Annotated in this window: 14 protein-coding genes and 3 pseudogenes; 2 read left to right on the top strand and 15 right to left on the bottom strand. The window is 45.2% G+C overall.

Going from position 1 to position 18,293, the window contains the following annotated elements:
• Positions 1-19: 19 nt before the first annotated feature.
• The 5 genes and pseudogenes from parE to BXP28_RS25690 all read right to left on the bottom strand — a co-directional run.
• Entirely contained in the window at positions 20-1,993 is a 1,974-nt protein-coding gene (parE, locus tag BXP28_RS21905) for a DNA topoisomerase IV subunit B (protein WP_023482724.1), read from the bottom strand.
• Between the two features lie 27 nt (positions 1,994-2,020).
• Positions 2,021-3,013 carry an ABC transporter permease gene (locus tag BXP28_RS21900; RefSeq protein ID WP_036658426.1) on the bottom strand — a complete coding sequence of 331 codons (993 nt, stop codon included), beginning with the start codon at positions 3,011-3,013 and terminating at the stop codon, positions 2,021-2,023.
• Entirely contained in the window at positions 3,006-3,983 is a 978-nt protein-coding gene (locus tag BXP28_RS21895) for an ABC transporter ATP-binding protein (protein WP_023482722.1), read from the bottom strand. The genes BXP28_RS21900 and BXP28_RS21895 overlap by 8 nt, the downstream gene beginning before the upstream one ends.
• 47 nt (positions 3,984-4,030) lie before the next feature.
• Positions 4,031-4,843, bottom strand: coding sequence for a GDSL-type esterase/lipase family protein (locus BXP28_RS21890; RefSeq protein ID WP_024093806.1), 813 nt, complete (start codon positions 4,841-4,843; stop codon positions 4,031-4,033).
• A gap of 217 nt (positions 4,844-5,060) precedes the next feature.
• Positions 5,061-5,621, bottom strand: a pseudogene (locus tag BXP28_RS25690) (ATP-binding cassette domain-containing protein); the annotation flags it as partial.
• On the opposite strand from BXP28_RS25690, the pseudogene BXP28_RS23090 reads away from it, so the two are divergent.
• Positions 5,601-6,227: pseudogene (locus BXP28_RS23090) on the top strand (transposase); the annotation flags it as partial. The pseudogenes BXP28_RS25690 and BXP28_RS23090 sit on opposite strands and share 21 nt — an antisense overlap.
• Before the next feature lie 287 nt (positions 6,228-6,514).
• On the opposite strand, the gene BXP28_RS21875 reads toward BXP28_RS23090, so the two are convergent.
• From BXP28_RS21875 to leuC, 8 genes are all read right to left on the bottom strand, one after another.
• Positions 6,515-9,232: a dynamin family protein gene (locus BXP28_RS21875; RefSeq protein ID WP_077585206.1), complete on the bottom strand. Its 2,718-nt coding sequence runs from the start codon at positions 9,230-9,232 to the stop codon at positions 6,515-6,517.
• Positions 9,233-9,238: 6 nt separating this feature from the next.
• The gene (locus tag BXP28_RS21870) at positions 9,239-10,195 is read right to left on the bottom strand and encodes a dynamin family protein (RefSeq protein ID WP_167552511.1); all 957 of its coding nucleotides are present in this window, start codon (positions 10,193-10,195) and stop codon (positions 9,239-9,241) included.
• Between the two features lie 52 nt (positions 10,196-10,247).
• Entirely contained in the window at positions 10,248-10,520 is a 273-nt protein-coding gene (locus BXP28_RS21865; protein ID WP_024093802.1) for a hypothetical protein, read from the bottom strand.
• 61 nt (positions 10,521-10,581) lie between these two features.
• On the bottom strand, positions 10,582-11,247 hold the full coding sequence (nth, locus tag BXP28_RS21860) for an endonuclease III (protein ID WP_023482717.1): 666 nt from the start codon (positions 11,245-11,247) through the stop codon (positions 10,582-10,584).
• 219 nt (positions 11,248-11,466) lie between these two features.
• Positions 11,467-12,054 carry a GerMN domain-containing protein gene (locus tag BXP28_RS21855; protein WP_023482716.1) on the bottom strand — a complete coding sequence of 196 codons (588 nt, stop codon included), beginning with the start codon at positions 12,052-12,054 and terminating at the stop codon, positions 11,467-11,469.
• 13 nt (positions 12,055-12,067) lie between these two features.
• Entirely contained in the window at positions 12,068-13,402 is a 1,335-nt protein-coding gene (locus BXP28_RS21850) for an N-acetylmuramoyl-L-alanine amidase family protein (RefSeq protein ID WP_036657933.1), read from the bottom strand.
• Between the two features lie 217 nt (positions 13,403-13,619).
• The gene (gene leuD, locus BXP28_RS21845; protein ID WP_023482714.1) at positions 13,620-14,228 is read right to left on the bottom strand and encodes a 3-isopropylmalate dehydratase small subunit; all 609 of its coding nucleotides are present in this window, start codon (positions 14,226-14,228) and stop codon (positions 13,620-13,622) included.
• Positions 14,229-14,257: 29 nt separating this feature from the next.
• Positions 14,258-15,679, bottom strand: coding sequence for a 3-isopropylmalate dehydratase large subunit (gene leuC, locus BXP28_RS21840; protein ID WP_036657932.1), 1,422 nt, complete (start codon positions 15,677-15,679; stop codon positions 14,258-14,260).
• Between the two features lie 147 nt (positions 15,680-15,826).
• Here leuC and BXP28_RS21835 point away from each other — a divergent pair.
• A pseudogene (locus BXP28_RS21835) lies at positions 15,827-16,734 on the top strand (LysR family transcriptional regulator).
• Positions 16,735-17,054: 320 nt separating this feature from the next.
• Here the strand turns inward: BXP28_RS21835 and BXP28_RS21830 are convergent.
• Together BXP28_RS21830 and rsbW are read right to left on the bottom strand one after the other, a co-directional pair.
• On the bottom strand, positions 17,055-17,837 hold the full coding sequence (locus BXP28_RS21830) for a sigma-70 family RNA polymerase sigma factor (protein WP_023482711.1): 783 nt from the start codon (positions 17,835-17,837) through the stop codon (positions 17,055-17,057).
• Positions 17,834-18,283, bottom strand: coding sequence for an anti-sigma B factor RsbW (gene rsbW / locus BXP28_RS21825; protein ID WP_023482710.1), 450 nt, complete (start codon positions 18,281-18,283; stop codon positions 17,834-17,836). The genes BXP28_RS21830 and rsbW overlap by 4 nt, the downstream gene beginning before the upstream one ends.
• Positions 18,284-18,293: the final 10 nt, after the last annotated feature.

Below are 18,293 nucleotides of genomic sequence, written 5' to 3'. Positions count from 1 at the left end.
AGTTTTGCACAAGAAACTTTTATTCCTCAAATTCTGTAAAATCAACGTTGTCAATAATCCAACGTTTCCTCGGGTCAACCTTATCCCCCATCAGAGTGGATACCCGGCGCTCAGCCTTAGCCGCATCTTCAATCTGTACCTGAAGCAGAATGCGGGTCCCCGGATTCATTGTCGTTTCCCAAAGCTGCTCCGGATTCATTTCTCCAAGACCTTTATATCTTTGAAGCTCAAAATTTTTCCCAGCTTTCTGGGTAAGCTTCGAAAGTTCCTCATCTGTCCAGGCGTAATGTACGGAAGTCCGTTTGCCGCTTTTTTTCGATATTTTATACAATGGAGGCTGTGCAATATACACTTTTCCCGCATCTACAAGTGGCTTCATATAGCGGTAGAAGAAAGTCAGCAGCAAAACTTGGATATGTGCTCCATCGGTATCTGCGTCTGTCATAATGATAATCTTGTTATAGTTGGTCTCGGACAATTCAAATTCCGATCCCACTCCTGCCCCGATTGCGGAGATAATAGCCTTGTATTCATCGTTTTTTAAAATGTCAAGAAGCTTGGCTTTTTCTGGATTCATCGGCTTACCTTTAAGCGGAAGAATTGCTTGGTACTTAGAATCCCGGCCCTGCTTAGCTGATCCTCCTGCGGAGTCCCCCTCTACGATAAACAGCTCATTGCGGGTAACATCCTTGGATTGGGCAGGTGTCAATTTTCCATTCAGGTTGGAACTTTCACTGCGCCCCTTTTTTCCACTGCGTACTTCTTCCCTGGCTTTTCTCGCAGCTTCGCGTGCCTTGGCTGATTGGACGGCTTTTTTCAGCATCATTTGGGCAACCTGCGGGTTTTCTTCCAGGAAAACCGCCATTTTCTCCGAAACAACAGCGTCCACAGCACTTCTCGCAGTAGCGCTTCCTAACTGGTCCTTGGTCTGTCCAACAAACTCTACATCGCTCATTTTGATGTTGATGACAGCCATGAGTCCCTCGCGGAGATCCGTTCCTTCCAGGTTTTTATCCTTCTCCTTAAGAATACTGTTCTTCCGGGCATACTCATTCATAACCCTGGTAAAAGCTGTTTTAAAGCCGGTTTCATGGGTTCCCCCGCCCCGAGTCGGAATCGAGTTAACGAACGAAACGAGCGTTTCCGTATAGCCAATGTTATACTGCATGGCTATTTCCACTTCAATATCGTCTTTTTCCGCTTCAAAATGAATTACATCATGCAGCACGTCTTTGCCTTCATTTAAAAAACGGACAAACTCACTTGCCCCGCCAGAGTAGAGAAAATGATCCTCACTACCAGTCCGCTCATCCTTCAAGAAGATTTCAAGTCCCGAGTTCAAAAAAGCAAGTTCCTGCAGACGTTCGGCCAAGGTATCGTAGTTAAACTGTATACCGCCTTTAAAAACACGAACATCCGGCTTGAAGGTAATTTTTGTACCTGATTTACTGGTTTTCCCTATAATCTCTAGACTGGTTACCGGTTCGCCCACATGTTCTTTACCCGCTTCATCTACCCAATACTCGAAACGCTGCTTGTAAATTTGACCGTCCCGGAAAATTTCAACTTCCAGCCACTCGGAAAGGGCGTTGGTTACGGAAGCTCCAACACCATGCAAACCACCGGATTTCTTGTATCCCCCGCCCCCGAATTTTCCTCCGGCATGGAGAATCGTAAACACCACTTGTGGAGTCGGTATTCCCATCTTGTGCATTCCCGTTGGAATTCCCCGACCATTATCATATACCGTAATCGATCCTTCTTTATGGATCGTCACATCGATTTTGGAGCAGTGCTTGGCGAGGTGTTCGTCAACCGCATTATCAACAATCTCCCAAACGAGATGATGCAGGCCGGATGAACTCGTACTTCCGATATACATCCCGGGACGTTTACGTACCGCGGTTAATCCCTCCAGCACCTGAATCGCATCCGCATCATAATCGGATGAAAGAGTCGTTTGATTGTCATAAAGGTCTAGCTGCTCGGCCATCGAAGCGCCTCCTTCTGTTTTGTCACGTTAATTCAGTATATCTTTTCTTGTAAAAACTGTAAATGATACGACCAATGAGACTGCCGCCCAAATGGCCAGTATCGTGAGTGAAAATTCAAGTGTCATTCCTTTTATCGGCGGGAGTGTACCGCTCAAATAGTCAGTTAAACGCAGATTCACCATAAACAGGTATTTGGCAGATTCCCAGGAAGATACCATGTTTGTCAGAATGGTACCGGAAATCAGAGCCGCGAGCATAACCCCCATTCCGGTTGCAGTAGAACGGAATAAGACGGAAACCATTAGGGATAATATGCCCACGACTAAGGCGACAAACCAGACAAGACCAAGTTCCATCAGGAGATACTGCCATTGAGCGATTGCCCTCACAGAGCTAAGGTCCACATCCGCACCGGTAGGCTGAAAGCCGATAAAGACAGGCAAATTCCAGCCTCCGTATCCAAAAACAAATCCGGAAATGAGATAGCTTAATACCCCTGTAGCTAAAACAATCAGCGATACAAAGAGAATCAATGTGATTAACTTGCTCATTAGGATTTTCCATCGCTTGACGGGTCTTGTCAACAACAATTTAATTGTGCCGCCCGAATGTTCCGAAGATACAATATCTGCGGCCACTACCATCACAATAAGAGGAATGAACAAGCTGATCGCGTTTTTGGCAAACTCTCTGGTAAAGGTAACTGCATTAGGGGAAGCCGGGTTAATGTCATGATCCAAGTAATATTGAGAGACTTTGATTGCAGCCTGTCTGAATTGCTTCCATTCCTCAGGTACACGGGCTGAACTTAAGCTGCGTTGATAGTCAATAATTTTTTGCCTCTCCTGGGCTTTCCAATCATCCGTTCCGAACTGTTCCAACGCATTTTGTGAGACTTTCATCTGAGCATAAGTAAACATAGGGATTAAGGCAAGTAAAATGAGAATCACGACCAGAAATCGTTTCTTTTTGATCATTTTTATCGTTTCATTTTGAATAAGGTTGGTCATGCTAGCCAATTTTTTCACCTTCCGTTAACCCGAGGAACAACTCCTCCAATGTGGGAGTTTTAATTTCAATTGCCCAAACCTGAACACCGTTCTGAACCAATTTCACATTAAGCTTGGATACAAGACATTCTTCCATTTCAGTGATAATCTTTATCGTTTCCCGAGAAACATCCGATTGATCCTTGGCCTCGAAAAAATACGGCTCTTGATGCAAAATATGAATGCCTTCCTCTTGCTGTAATATGGATAGGGCTTTATCCTTTGGGGATAAGGTCCAGACTACATGGTGACTGGCCTGCCCAAGCAGTTCTTCCACACCACCTACTTGAATTACGGAACCTTTGCTAATAATAGCCACCCGGTTGCACATCTGCTGGATTTCACTAAGCAAGTGGCTGGATACAAACAGGCTTAGACCTGTCTTGGCGAGGTTTTGGATAAATTCCCTCATTTCTTTGATACCCTGGGGGTCCAAACCGTTAGTCGGCTCGTCAAGAATCAGAAGCTTAGGATTTCCAAGCAGAGCCTGGGCAATCCCAAGCCTCTGCCGCATACCGAGTGAGTATGTTTTTACTTTATCATGGATTCGCGCATCCATACCGACAATATCCACTACCTCTCCGATCCGCTTTTCCGTTATGCCCGGAAGCATCCGCGCAAAATGCTCCAGATTTTCCCATCCCGTTAAGTATCCGTAAAGTTCGGGATTTTCCACAATACAGCCGATTTGGGCCATTGCCTCGTTATGCTGCCTATGTACATCATAGCCGCAAACCCGAATTGAGCCGGAAGAAGGGGTTATCAAATCTACCAGCATCCGGATGGTTGTCGTTTTCCCGGCCCCGTTTGGCCCGAGAAAACCGAAAATTTCTCCTGCATACACTTCAAATGAAATCACTTTGATAATCTTCTTGCCGCGAATGATTTTGGTGACGTTGTCTACAGACAACACAACTTCGGGCTGTTTCTGCTGCTCCAAGATAATTCCTCCCCCATATAGTGTCCCAGAAGAATCGCCTGCTCCGGTTAATGCATTGCTTTTACCATCCGGTCCGCAATTCGTTCATATCCGTCACTGTTAGGATGAAAATGATCCGTAAATAAATATTTGTTCAGGTTTTGCTCAAACAAATCATAAGTTGGAATGAAATGCATGTGATCGTAGTTATTCATAATTTGGAAAACACGGTCGTTCCATCGTTGTATAATAAGAGCTCCTGCCCGTTCAGAATCCAGATCGAGGAAAGGATAATACAACCCTGGATAAAGAACGGTTGCCTCGGGGTTTGCCTGATGAATTTTCTCGAACACCTGCTTAATTTTGGCTAACGCAGGTTCCAGGCGTTCCTCGGCAGCTTTGGGATTAAATTCTTCAGCACCATTCGTAAACAAACCATCCCCACCTGCAAACAAATCATTTCCCCCGATGGTAAAAACAATCAAGTCGGCTGCAGCGAGGGCGTCCCGGGTCGATTTTTTGTCGAGATCCTGGAGGAACTGGTCTGTCACATAACCGGGTACAGCCAAATTGTTTAGTACATGAACAGGTTTATTCACCTCATTCTGCAGTTTGTCCTTAAGACGAAGCACGTACCCTTCTCCGCTGCTATCTCCGGTACCAGCAGTTAAAGAATCCCCTAATGCGACTATTTGAATTTGGTTCTTTTGTTCCACTTCGGATTTCGCCGGAGGTTCGGAAGGCTTACTGGATAGTTCTCCTGTTTGCTGAGGAGGATTGATTATCGCATGAACTCCGTAGCCAAACCCCGCAACGAATAAACAAGTAGCTATAAGTCCGGTAAGGCCTGCCAATATCCAAATGGTATGAGTCGATTTCAAACGCTGTCCCTCCTGCCGATCATCAGTTTGATAAATTTAAGAGTAAATGTTCCTGCGCCAATTTGCAACTTTTGTCCCGCCGGACCAGGAAAAATCTGACTCCATGCCCCACAAAAAAACCGTTCGGCCCGGAAAAGGCAGTTCCCGGCCGGACAGTCACGCGTTTCTTCCCTTTAACCTGATTCTAACCTACTTTTAATATTTTCCCTTTTAGCCACTTACGGCCATAGGCGATGTTTCCCCGAATTGTGGATGAGAATAAGAAAGCTTCCTGAAACACTGTCGCGATTTGTTCTCAGAGCGAAGAAATGGTAACATCTTTAATGTCTATACCAGCCAGAAAGATCGAACCTTCTTTCACATTGTAGGCTCTCATCAGCAGGCTGATAATGGTAGACCTTACCTGATCCGGTACCACCAAGGATTCCAATAATAGAACCAGCCGGCACATTAAGATCAATATGTTGAATAGCATGAGCTTTATCCGGATATCCGAAACTGACATCCCGAAATTGCACATGTCCCTTCACATCATCGGGCCTAAGCACTATAGCGTCCTCACTGATATTTGCCATCAGTTCCATAACCGGAAAATATTGGCCCATATTTTTGGAGTATGAATATTTGTTTCCTTATAATTCTCATTACAGAGTTTGAACTTATCCACCTCATGAGGTTCTCTGGCAAATGACTTCACAGTCCGAACACCCGTTATGTTTTCTTGTACTGCCGTCGTCATGCTGCTTATAGAAGCCCGCTCAGTTTGATAATTGGGGTAACCTACAAGACTGCATGGTTGATGCTCTGCAAGATCCGGGCTGCCTTGGGCCGTGTCGATTCTACTCGGCCTCTGACAGGGAAAGTGAATGGCATCGTAGCCTTCTATGGCCACCATGCTACTAGGCAATATAACCTGCGAGTGTATCCCTTGTTCGCAGCCGCATCCGTTTCACCCACTGAAGAAGTAGGGGAGCTCAAAATGAAGCTCTGGGAGTCTGTTTGTACTGAACATACTGGCACGTATCGCCCCAGGAAATTGCCGCTTCACTCCGATTGTGAACATTTCACCAAGCAGCATATTGATAAAACAGCTTCTGACATATCGATCATCCGTCAAAAATACCGGGTTCGCTGCAATAACCCCTTATATCTTGCCTTCAAGCAGGCATGGAGTTGGATGAATGATACCTTTCACGGAATAGGGATCAAATATCTTCAAACATACCTGGATGAATACTGTTTTCGATATAATCTATCGCTCCGCCATACATCCCCTTGGGAGCAGCTATTACAATTATGTATGGCGGTGGTTTCCCCTGCATTGAACCGATCTTGTACCCCATCTAACGACCCCGTACTTCCATACGCGCCAACAGCTGCTTGATCCAGGTAATTTGGGTTCACCTTGATTTATTAATAAACTATTCCAGTTCGCATTGAAGTTACCTTTAAAAAGCCATTATTATTGAAACAATTTGAATTTTAAAGAAACAAAGAAGACAAAGAATCGGATAATCTGAGATGATTTGTCACGACTAATATTTTCTGTCTGCCTTATGGTAATTTTCTGAGCTAAGGGGATAGTGGAACTAAGTGAAAGAAAAAAGTATACTTTTCCAAAATAAGAAACCTAAGAAGACCGATTCCTCATGGAAATCGGTCTAAACAAATTTATACTTTGACCAGTTGCTCCAGTTGCTGGTTCATATGAACAATCCGATCCAACGGAAATTTCATCTCAAGAGCTTCCAGAATTCCTTCTACATGTTCTTTCACCGCGACTTTTTGTTTATTTCTCAGTTCTTCCAAACAGTCCTTTGCAAAACTCTGGTAAATATCGATCATTAGAACCGTTTGTTCCCGAACCCAATTTTCCACTGATTTTTCCAGAAGACGTTCCAACTGATCACGTAGCTTTGCTTTTCCTTCCCCTTCGAAGAACGATTTTGAATTTTTAAAAGGTTGCACTAGCATCTTATCAGATACCCCTTCCACGATGAGGGATACGTGCCCTTCCCAGGGTGGGCAGGATAGTGATTCATAGGTTTCATACTCAAAATCATCCAATCTCTCTTTTACCCTATCGCCAAGTTCCACATACTTTCTTTGTGCTAGCCGATTCAAGGTATTTTCGACCCGTAGGGTTGTAGCCAGAACTTCCTGCTGCAAATCAAATTGAATGGATTCGAATAGTTCTTGCCAGACCTGTAGTAGTACTTCTTTAAGCCGGTTTCCGGATTCTCTAAATGAGGATGGATTGAAAGCCAAATTATACAGCTCATTAAACCGATAGCTATTCCTCTGTTTGACATAATACAATAGTTCCCGGATTTCTTTGGTTAATTCCTTTAGTTCTGTCTCTATCGTTACTTGGTCCAGTATAGACAAGACAGCCGTTTCCGTCTTTCTAAGTAAACTGGCTCTATTTATTCGCTCGGCTTCATCTTCTCTGGCATTATCTATCCAAGTAGATAAGACATGAACGGCCCGTTCCAATTCCTGATTTGCTGCTCTGATCGAAATGTCGGTCAATTCTTCAAACGTAAACTTGTTAAAATCCCCTTCAAATACATCCATTCCCGATACATGAAGAGCTTCGATATTCCCGCCTTGCTTAGCCTCAATCGCCTTATGGCTGGAGACCGGATAAAGTTTGGGCTGACGAATGCCATGCTGTTGAAGATTGAATGCAACATGTTTCAGTACTTCTTGAAGTTCTTTTTTGGAGGAGGCAAGATCTGTGGCATTGACCACAAAAAACATCTTATCTAGTTCAAAACTATCTTTCACCCGTCCAAGCTGTAAAAGAAATTCCCGGTCCGCCTGGGAAAAAGCATGATTATAATAGGTTACGAACCAAACCGCATCGGCGTTTTTGATATAGTTAAACGCTACACCGGTATGGCGTGCGTTAATCGAGTCAGCTCCGGGTGTATCCACGATCCTAACCCCATCCTCCAAAAGCAGAGAGGCATAGTGCAACCCAATCTCTTCAACAAAACAGGACTTATGCTCCTGTGCCACGTAAGAAGAAAAACCTTCTATATCTGCCCGAATCTCTTCCCCCAGATGGTCACTGGTTTCTTCCCATCCCTTATCCACTGCTTTCAAAAAGGTTACATGCGGCTTTCCTTTTCCTACTATATGGGAGGAATCAAGTTCCTTTATTTGCAGAAGAGCCTCCTCCAAGGTAGTGGAATGGATCCCTAATACATCCAAAGAATGTAGTACATCTGCCGTCAAGGTTTCCCTGCTTTTCATCTTAATCTTAGCTGTACCGTGCGGCCAGGCCTCATTCGGCGCCATAATTGTATTAATGGCCGCAGTAGTCGGGTTCGGCGATACCGGCAGCACCCGTTCCCCAAGCAGCGCATTGGTGAACGAGGATTTTCCCGCACTGAAAGCGCCGAACAAGGCCACGGTGAACGTCCGGTCCGCCAGACGTTCCGCTTTATCGCGCAGCGAACGCGCAATGGTGCGCATCGCCGGAACCTCGCGAATAAGTGCTTCAGCCTGCCGAAGTCGGGCTGCCGTTCGCTCCACCCGCGACCGCTGTGTTCCGCGTGATTGTGCTGCTGCGACCCTTTCTTCGTCAGCGGGTGCGGCGCAGTTGGCCGATTCTCCGTGCGAAACCCGGAGAATCGCATCCATAACCGGCGTGGCATTAACAACGCCGTACGCAGGTTTACCCGCCTCCGTAGTTAGGCGGGCCAGATCTGGAAGCCGTGGCATGACGGCTTCCAGGGGCTCGAGCAGTCCGCGCAGCGACTGCTCGTAAGCACGCTCGCGCTGCGCCATGTGACGCAGCTCTTCTTCTGCGGCAAGCTGCTCTTGCAGCTCGCTGAGGCGTGCTCGGGACTGTTCGCGAAGTGAGGCTGCACGGTCCCGGGCACGCTGGGCAATACGCTCCAATAGTCCCCAGGTTTTGGTCCGGATGATCTGGCGGATTTCTCCAGCTGTCTTCTTCATATAATTCAATGTATAAGCATTATCCAAAGCAGAATCTGCCTGAATACGGCTTTGCAGCCATTCAGGAGTTATATCCGCCTGAAGGGTTTCCGTCTCCTTCAACAGATCTTCCCTATCAGACGAAACTTGTTGCTCCCGGATTGCTTTCTTGACCGCATCCTGAACATGCCATTCCAATTGGGATTCCACTTGAACCCGGTAATCTTCGTCAAAGGCAAGGAGCCTTCTTTGACGTTCGGCCGCTGTCTGCTGTGCCCGGTTTAGCCATCCGACTTTAAACGAAGGTCGGATACTTTCCATAAGCCTTGCAGCCAATTCCCGTGTACCAGGTGGCGTGATTTGAGCATGATCAATGATCGACTGCAATTCCTGTTTTAATTTCTTCTCTAATTCAACTGCTTCAGCATCTGCCTGACACAATCGTTCCTACAGTTCTTCCAGTTCCTTACGCGCTTGTAAGCAGCTTTCCCCATTCAATTTTTCCTTAAGTTGTACTTTTCGTTCTTCTTGTTGTTCCCCTGTCCATTTAACATGTTCAGATAATACATAGGTTGCAGCCTGGTCAATATTATAAGCAAGCAGTTCTTCCCGCTTGTCTATCAAATGTTGAATTAGGGCCGTAAAGGTTGTCCATTCATTATTAGGGTGGGCTGGCTCCTTTAGAGAAAGAAACAGCCATCCTCCCGGGTTAATCTCCCAGTTCCGGAAAGCTTCATAAGCTGACTCCTTAAACCTTTCAAAAGTCAATTCTTCTTCCCGGTGCTTATCTATCTGGTTCACAATCAAATAAAGGGGTTTCCCCCGTTCTTGCATTTGTTTGGCAAATGTCAGGTTTACCTCGGACTGGACATGGTTATAGTCCATAACGTAAAATACTACATCTGCCAGGTGTAAGGCAGACTCAGTAGCCCGGTGATGGGCGTCATCTGTAGAATCAATCCCCGGTGTATCCAGCAATATAGTATGTCGTCCCAAAAAAGGAAGGAGGTACCTAAGCCGAACCGTCTCGATATCCCGTCCATTCAGGCAATATTGCTGCACTTGTTCCAAAGACTTCTCTTGCTTGACGAGTCCCTGTTCCGTTCGGTGAATAACTTCCGCTCCTTTTTCTCCATTAGTTATGGAAACCACATTAGCACTCGTAGGGATAGGGCTTGAAGGAAGTAAAGCGGTTCCACAAAGGTGATTGATCATTGTGGATTTTCCTGCTGAGAAATGGCCGCAGAAGGATAGCGTTAATTGTTTGTTCTCAAGCTTACCTTTCAGCTCAAGTAATTGGTCCGCCCTCGTATTATCTCCGGCCTCTTTTACAATATTAGCCGTCCGCTGCAATTGGATAGCCTTTTTGTGCAGATGATCTCTGTTGGTGGTTTGCTTTTTCATGCCAGATCTCCCCATGTAAAAAGTAAATAAAAAAACCGAATGACTTCGGTTTTTAGTGTACCACATTTTGGGTTTGAGGGATAAAGATTTCAAATACATCCCCGTGTTGTAAAATCGTAATGTTACTATCCTTCACTTTCATAACTACAACTTCCGGCTTTGTTTTCATTCTCTCCAGATAATTATCAGGCACATCTCCGGATTCACTGACTATTATTCCTTCAACTTCTTTTTCCTCCTGATCTTGGAGAGGTGTTTTCAGAACAGTTTCGTAAATATCAGAGAAACGTTCAAAATCATTGGTATAAACAGCAATACATTTCACGATTCAATCCCATCCTTCATTCCACGTTGATATTTCCTCGGGTATATCCACAACAAGTGAGTCACTCGCTATTTTTCCTTTTATCGCTTAATTTCATTCGTTTTTTTCCTTCGCGGCAAATATCCGGCAGCGGGCAGATCTCACACTTAGGTTTTTGTGCCTTGCAATGATATCTCCCAAAGAATATCAGCCGATGATGAGTTAAAGTCCACTCTTCTTCCGGAACTTGTTTCATCAGCTTTTTTTCTACTTCCAGGACAGAATCTTTCCAGTTTGCCAGACCAAGACGTTTGGATACTCTTTCCACATGGGTATCTACCGCAATCGCGGGTATACCAAATGCATTGGATACAACAACATTAGCTGTTTTCCTGCCAACCCCGGGCAGTTCGACAAGCTGTTCATGCTTTTTCGGTACCTCTCCGCCATACTGATCCAGGAGAATCCGACACAGCTTTTGAATATTTTTAGCTTTATTACGGTATAGCCCGATGCGCCGGATGTCCTGTTCAAGTTCATCCAGAGAAACGGCCAGGTAGTCTTCAGGTCGTTTATATTTCTGAAACAAACCTTGTGTGACTTTATTTACTGTTTCGTCTGTGCATTGGGCAGAAAGCAAAACCGCAATGGTCAGTTCAAATGGATTCGAATGATTAAGTTCGCAATGTGCATCTGGAAACATCTCACCTATTGTGTCCAGAATATGTCTTACTTGCTTTCGGTTCATGGATACCTCGAAAAATCATATAATCTGCAGCGGACAAACGGTGTGCTTGTCATGCCGTAGTCACAAGTTTATCGAAACACGGTAAGAGAATCAATGCTTCTTTAAGGAAAAATAAAAACTTTTTCTAAAATATGAAGCTTTATTTACAATTCTGACCGCCTAGATAAGACAAATTAAAAAAGCCGGGAAAGAAATGATCCTCTCCCGGCAAAACCTGCTTTATTTTGTAATAGGGTAAGGCAGGTCAAAATGTCCCATAAGTGATTCAACCTGTTTACCGTCTTTGGTAATATACAATTTGCTAATCTCCGGGAATTGGAAAGCCGTTTTCTTGAGTGCTTGTATCAGCATTTCCTCTCCGCTCCCTCCAAGCTGTGCCGCTTCCGTAAAGGAAAGATCAACTTTCAGTGCGTCATTGTCAGGAGTCACGCTTTTGAATGTTACCTGTTCGAACAAGGGAATAACATTCGGATCGGAAGATTTTTTTAGTGCATTAAGCGCAGCCGCATATTTTTCTCTATCTGTTTTATAGGAAATATTCTCCTGCTTCTCTACCAGTTTTTCCGCATTCTGATCCGTATAATACACTTTGATTTGTACGGTTTTCATTTCAGGAGTATTTGTTTCCTGAGACTTTTGATCAGCTTCAGTTCCGGGTGTTGCCGCAGGTACTGAGGATGCGGCAGGTGTATTTGTTGGAGCAGAGCTTGCTGCACCGAGCGGTTCTTTCTTTTGTCCGCAACCGGTTGCTGCCAACATAACCAATGATGTGATAATTGCACCTTGTAACCAACGTTTTTTGTTCATGGGCTCTCCCTTCTTATCTTACGTTCAGATACTCCTTGATTGCTGCTACCAATGACCTTGCCACTTTTTCCTGAAATGCATCCTGATACATCAAGGCTTCTTCCGTCGGGTTAGACAAGAAACCAACCTCTACCAGTGCAGCCGGCATTTTGGTTTCCCGGGTGACGGCCAAGTTCCCTTTCTTGACACCGCGGTCGTAGAAGCCTGTTGCTCCAACAGCATGTTTTTGCACAACCGCAGCAAATTTTTTACTTGCATCTTCCCTTGTATACCAGGTTTCGGTTCCCCTAGCGGAAGTGGAAGTAAATTTGTTTCCATGGATGGATAAGAATAAGTTCGCATTCAGATTATTGGCCACATTCGCACGGTCACTCAATTCAACAAATACATCCGTACTCCGGGTCATTATGCCCTGGATTTCTGGCTCCTGACTTAGCAGACTATCCACTTTCTTCGCCACTGCCAGAGTAAAATCCTTCTCTTTTTTGCTGGTGACTGAAATCGCTCCTGAATCATGGCCGCCATGTCCGGCATCTATAACGACTTTGAATTTGGCTGAGCCGTTGTTTCCGCCAGCAAGTTGAAGATAAATATCCCCTTGGGTGGTCGGATTCAGAAGCTTATAATCCACTTTTTGTTTAAGATCCAGAATAACCCATACTGTTGCCGGATTGGAAGAGAAGTTTGAGAAGCGGATTTTGTCCACGGAACCATTGACTACATTCAGAATGCCCTGTCCGCCCGAAACCTGGCTTTCCAACTGGTCTCCCAGTTTGGCATTCGGGATGTCCATAACAATACGTTCCGGACTACTCAGGGTAAAGACCTTGGGCTGCTGCAGATTGCTGCTTCCAAATATATGGAGGTCATTACCTGTCAGGCTGATGGAATGAACGATTGCCTTATCAGCAATATTTTTATCTGTCATATAGACAATATAATTGATTCCATCCCATGTAATGTCCAGCCCCAAGACTTCTCCAACAAACCGAAGCGGAACTAGCGTTCTCCCGTTTTCAATAAAAGGAGCTACCGGAAGGGTCTGCGGAACCCCATTTACATATGCTGTCTTATTGCCAATTGTCAGCTTAACGGTTTTGCCTCCCTTGACCACGGTAACAATCCAGTTGTCTCCGTCCCAAGAGATATCCGCTCCTGTAGCTTTCGAGATCGTATTGATTGGCACGACGGTATAATTGTCTACTATCCGTGCCGGCACATCCGGATTCAGCTCTTTTCCGTTCAAAACCAGCTTTACTTCCTCGTACGATGCACCTACAGCGACATTTGGTATGAACGTTACGACGATCATAAGCAGCGCCAGCAAGCTAGTCACCCATCGTTTCATGTAAACACCTCAACCTTAACTTATTTTGCGGTTGGAAGTAGGGGCTGATCTCACTTCACGCTATGTAATTTGGGCTTATTACAAGTAAGTAACCTCCTATTCTTTTCTTCTAGCCGCATTTTCATAGACGGGACAACCGGGCAAAATGTTGCAAGCTGCAATGAAAAACCGGCTCCCTATAGAGCCGTTTTTCATTTCTTAGAGTTAAGCTCTGCAGTTAAACTGGGTAAACCAGCCTTGTACGATGCTGCTCCTCATAACTTGAAATCGCTTCTTCGTGTTGAAGAGTAAGTCCAATATCATCCAGCCCCTGAAGCAAAAACTGTCTTCTATGCTCGTCTAAATCAAACCTGAACGCAAGTCCGCAATCATCTGCGATTTCTTTCTTTTCCAAATCAATATGCAGCTGATAATCAGGATACTTAACCGTACGTTGGAAAAGTTGTTCCACTTCATCTTCTGACAGTTTGATGGGCAAGATCCCGTTTTTAAAGCAGTTATTGTAAAAAATATCCGCAAAAGAGGGGGCAATTACGCATCTGAATCCGTAATCCAAGATGGCCCACGGCGCATGCTCCCTAGAGGAGCCGCAGCCAAAGTTGGCTCTGGAGAGCAGTACTGAAGCACCGTTGTACCGGGGCTGGTTAAGTTCAAATTCCTCGTTAACCTTCCCGTTTTCATGAAATCTCCATTCGTAAAATAAAAACTGTCCGAATCCGGTACGTTCAATCCGTTTGAGAAACTGTTTTGGGATAATGGCGTCCGTATCCACATTCACCCGGTCCACCGGCGCTGTTTTTCCTGTATGCTTCACAAATGCTTGCATGATCCTTCCTCCTGTCTTCTAATATTAGATTAGGCTTCCCGGGCGATTTGGAAGACCCAATCACGCACATCGACAAAATGCCCCCGAATAGCCGCTGCCGCAGCCATAGCTGGTGAAACCAGATGAGTACGGCCTCCTCGTCCCTGGCGGCCTTCAAAATTACGGTTGGAAGTAGAAGCGCATCTGTCTCCAGGATTCAGCACATCCGGATTCATGGCCAGACACATACTGCATCCGGCATCCCTCCATTCAAAACCCGCTTCCTTAAAGACTTGATCTAAACCTTCCTGTTCTGCCTGAAGTTTGACTCTTCCCGATCCCGGGACAACAATGGCATCAACATGGGAGGCCACCTTATGCCCCTTGGCCACAGCTGCTGCCGCACGCAAATCCTCAATCCGGCCATTGGTACAGGAACCGATAAATACGCGGTCTACTTTTAATTCTGTCATAGGTACACCGGGAGTAAGCCCCATATATTCAATTGCCTTTTGCGCAGCTTTACGCTGATTTTCCGTTGGAAATTGCCGGGGATCCGGAACAATTTCCGTTACATCCGTTCCCATTCCCGGGCTGGTTCCCCAAGTTACTTGCGGGACAAGGGAGCCTGCATCGAACTCCACCACTTGATCATAAGCCGCACCTTCATCTGTGGTCAATTGTTTCCATGCATCCACCGCATCGTCAAAGGCTTCCCCTGCCGGAACATAAGGGCGGCCTTTCAAGTAATCGAAAGTCGTTTGATCCGGAGCAATCAGGCCGGCACGGGCACCAGCTTCAATTGACATGTTGCAAACTGTCATCCGTTCTTCCATCGATAAGGAACGGATTGCTTCTCCGGTATACTCGATAACATAACCGGTAGCAAAGTCCGTTCCATATTTCGCAATAACCCCAAGGATCAGATCTTTAGCAGTCACTCCCGCTCCCAGCTTTCCGTTAATCCGTACTTCCATAGTCTTAGGTTTGGCCTGCTGAAGAGTTTGTGTGGCCATAACGTGTTCCACCTCACTTGTGCCGATTCCAAAAGCAAGGGCCCCGAACGCTCCGTGAGTCGAGGTATGGCTATCGCCGCATACAATTGTTTTCCCGGGATGTGTAAGTCCAAGTTCCGGCCCCATGACATGAACTACCCCTTGATCCATGCTGTTCAAGTCAAATAACTTTACTCCAAATTCCTTACAGTTTGCCGTCAGCGTATCGATCTGCTGTTTGGATATGGGATCTTCAATGTTAAAGCGATCCTTGGTGGGAACGTTATGGTCCATCGTGGCAAAAGTCAAATCAGGCCGTCTTACCCTGCGTCCAGAAAGCCGAAGCCCTTCAAATGCCTGAGGGGAAGTCACCTCATGAACCAGGTGCAGATCAATATACAAAATGCTCGGTTTCCCTTCCTCTTGGTGAATCACATGCTGATTCCAAATTTTCTCAAACATTGTTTGTTTACTCATACCCACTCACCTCTTCATAAATTCCGTTCTTCTCTTGTCTTGTATCGTATCATTTTCTTCTTCATTGATCTAAGATATAATAACTATAGCTTTGATAGGTAAAAACAATAATTATGAAATGTTTATTTTCAAAGAGAGGTGACTCACATGGAACTCCGGCAGCTTCAATATGCCTTGCGCATTGCTGAAGAGCATAATTTTTCTCGGGCAGCCGAAAAGCTTCATATTGCACAGCCTTCCTTGAGCCAGCAGCTCTCGAAACTGGAGAAAGAAATCGGCGTTTTACTGTTCCAGCGAACAACCAATTCTGTAGAACTCACTTATGCAGGCTCTATTTTTGTGCAAAAAGCCCAGCAGATTATCGATATGGTCGAACAGTTGAAGCAGGAGATGGAGGATATTTCCGAGATGAAGAAGGGGCGGCTGGTAATCGGCAGCATGCCTATGACCGGTTCTACCATACTCCCCTTTGTTCTTCCTGTCTTTCAATCCGCTTATCCCAACATAGAATTACTACTGATTGAGGAGACTTCAGCAAATCTGGAAATTCTGACTTCCCAGGGACAAACTGATCTCAGTCTGCTGATGCTTCCTCTTAGAGAAGATACTCTTGTCTATGATCCTTTGCTGGAGGAAAAGATCGTCCTGGCCGTACCCCCGGTCATTCTCTTGCGTCCTTATATAGTCAGGAAAAGGAAGTGCCTGTCAGCATGTTAAAAAATGAACCCTTCATTGCCCTAAAAAAGGGTCAGGGCTTCAGGCAATTGACAAAAGAATTATGTGAACGAGCCGGCTTTACCCCACAGATTGTATTTGAGAGCAGCAATATGGAGACAATTCAATCTCTTGTCGCGGCCGGCATGGGCGTAGCCTTCGTTCCTTTTTTTATCTCCAAACGTGCATGGAGTGAGATGAGTCCGGTTCATTTGCCCTTACAGGGTCACCCCACCCGTTCCCTGGTCATGGCTAGACGTAAAGGGCGGTATATGTCCAAAGCTGCCGAAGCTTTTGTGGAAGTTATGAAGAAGGTACTTGCAGAACATTCTTATCAATAATATTTCTGCTTCCTGTTTGTTTCATCTTTAATAATCAAGGGTAGTAAAAACTAGGATGGTTCCAATTACAGCCAGTCAAGTCTTGCTATATGTACCCCTTATATGGAGTATTTTCTATATGGAATACCCCCTATATGAACAAAAGGGATTAGTGAGGCCAGAAATCCGGGAAAGTACCAATTGCCCGTCTGACCGGAATTGCACCGGCTTACAACATAAGCATTCCTGTGTATCCATACCCGTATACGAAACAAGAAGCCCGGAACGGAATCTAGGCCTTAATTGAAAAAAACACCCTAGTAACACAAGAGTGTTTCTTCTCAATGATCCTTTCCGGCCGGTTCCTTGACTTTAAAATACTCCCTCAGTTTTGAAAGAGCCCTTCTCTGCATTCGCGAAACACTCATTTGGGAGATATCCAATTCCTGGGCGATCGTCCGCTGTGAATAACCGTCTATATAAGCGAGTATCAGCGCCTTCTTTTCCTCCGGCTTTAAATGTTCCATAGCTTCCTGCAAATCCAGGCGGTTATCTACGTGCAGATATTCGTCTTCCTGAATGCCCAACACGTCTCCAATAGTCGAGCCGTTCTCTTCCGTTGACAACGGCATATCCAAAGAAACATAATGATAGCATTCGCGCCCTGCGAGGATTTCAATTGTTTCTTCCGTAGATAGTCCGAGCTCATTTGCAATTTCATCCACATTTGGAGAACGTTCCAGTTTCATGGTTAAGGAATCGATCGCCTGTTGGATCTGGAATCCCTTCTCCTTGATGCGTCTTGGAACCTGAATGTACCAGGATTTATCCCGCAAATAATTTTTCATATGTCCGATTATGCTCTTCATCATATAAGCTTCAAATTGAACACCATGGGAAGGGTCAAACTGTTTAAACAATTTAAGCAAGGACATTTGCCCCACCTGGTAAAGATCCTCATACAAGTCCGGCCTGTTGCGTGACATTTTGCCGGCCGCCATCCGTACCGTGGATTCAAATTGAAGCAGAAGAGTTGTTGCAATTTCATTACTTTCCGAGTCCTGATACTCCAGGATCAGGGTGTTTACCGAGTCCTTTTCTGTCTTTTCCGGGTTTAGTCTCATACCATTTCCTCGCTTTTGCTAACCGATTTGTACAGAATAACTTCGGTTCCGTTCTCCCCCTTCACTTCTACTTTGTCCATAAGAGCCTGCATCAGGTAAAGCCCAAGTCCACCAGTTCTTACTTCCTGCAAAGATTTATTATGCAACGAGCTGATAGATTCAATTTTTTGTATGTGATCAAAGCTCTGCCCCTGATCCTTGATCGTGATAAAAACACCATTCCGGACCGGATCAAAGCTCACTTCCAAGACACCTGATTCGTCTGGCTCATAAGTATGTACAATCACATTATTACAAGCTTCAGATACGGCAACTTTCATATCCTCAATTTCCTCATAAGAAAATCCAAGCTTGGAAGTTACTCCATATAAAGTTAGACGCACAATGTCTAAATATTCTGCCTCAGCAGGAAGTGTCAACTTAACGGAGCGGGATGTAGGTTTCATAATGCCTCTT

This window comes from Paenibacillus larvae subsp. larvae (assembly GCF_002003265.1).
GTDB lineage: Bacteria > Bacillota > Bacilli > Paenibacillales > NBRC-103111 > Paenibacillus_H > Paenibacillus_H larvae.
Note: the sequence above shows the minus strand (reverse complement) of the source record. Positions and strands in the feature narration are given on the sequence as shown.

Excerpts from the sequence above, each read along its gene's own strand:
- nth (WP_023482717.1), bottom strand. The coding sequence starts at position 11,247 with ATGAACCGAAAGCAAGTAAGACATATTCTGGACACAATAGGTGAGATG.
- rsbW (WP_023482710.1), bottom strand. The coding sequence starts at position 18,283 with ATGAAACCTACATCCCGCTCCGTTAAGTTGACACTTCCTGCTGAGGCA.
- leuC (WP_036657932.1), bottom strand. The coding sequence starts at position 15,679 with ATGAGTAAACAAACAATGTTTGAGAAAATTTGGAATCAGCATGTGATT.
- BXP28_RS21830 (WP_023482711.1), bottom strand. The coding sequence starts at position 17,837 with ATGAGACTAAACCCGGAAAAGACAGAAAAGGACTCGGTAAACACCCTG.
- BXP28_RS21870 (WP_167552511.1), bottom strand. The coding sequence starts at position 10,195 with ATGAAAAAGCAAACCACCAACAGAGATCATCTGCACAAAAAGGCTATC.
- leuD (WP_023482714.1), bottom strand. The coding sequence starts at position 14,228 with ATGCAAGCATTTGTGAAGCATACAGGAAAAACAGCGCCGGTGGACCGG.
- BXP28_RS21855 (WP_023482716.1), bottom strand. The coding sequence starts at position 12,054 with ATGAACAAAAAACGTTGGTTACAAGGTGCAATTATCACATCATTGGTT.
- BXP28_RS21850 (WP_036657933.1), bottom strand. The coding sequence starts at position 13,402 with ATGAAACGATGGGTGACTAGCTTGCTGGCGCTGCTTATGATCGTCGTA.
- parE (WP_023482724.1), bottom strand. The coding sequence starts at position 1,993 with ATGGCCGAGCAGCTAGACCTTTATGACAATCAAACGACTCTTTCATCC.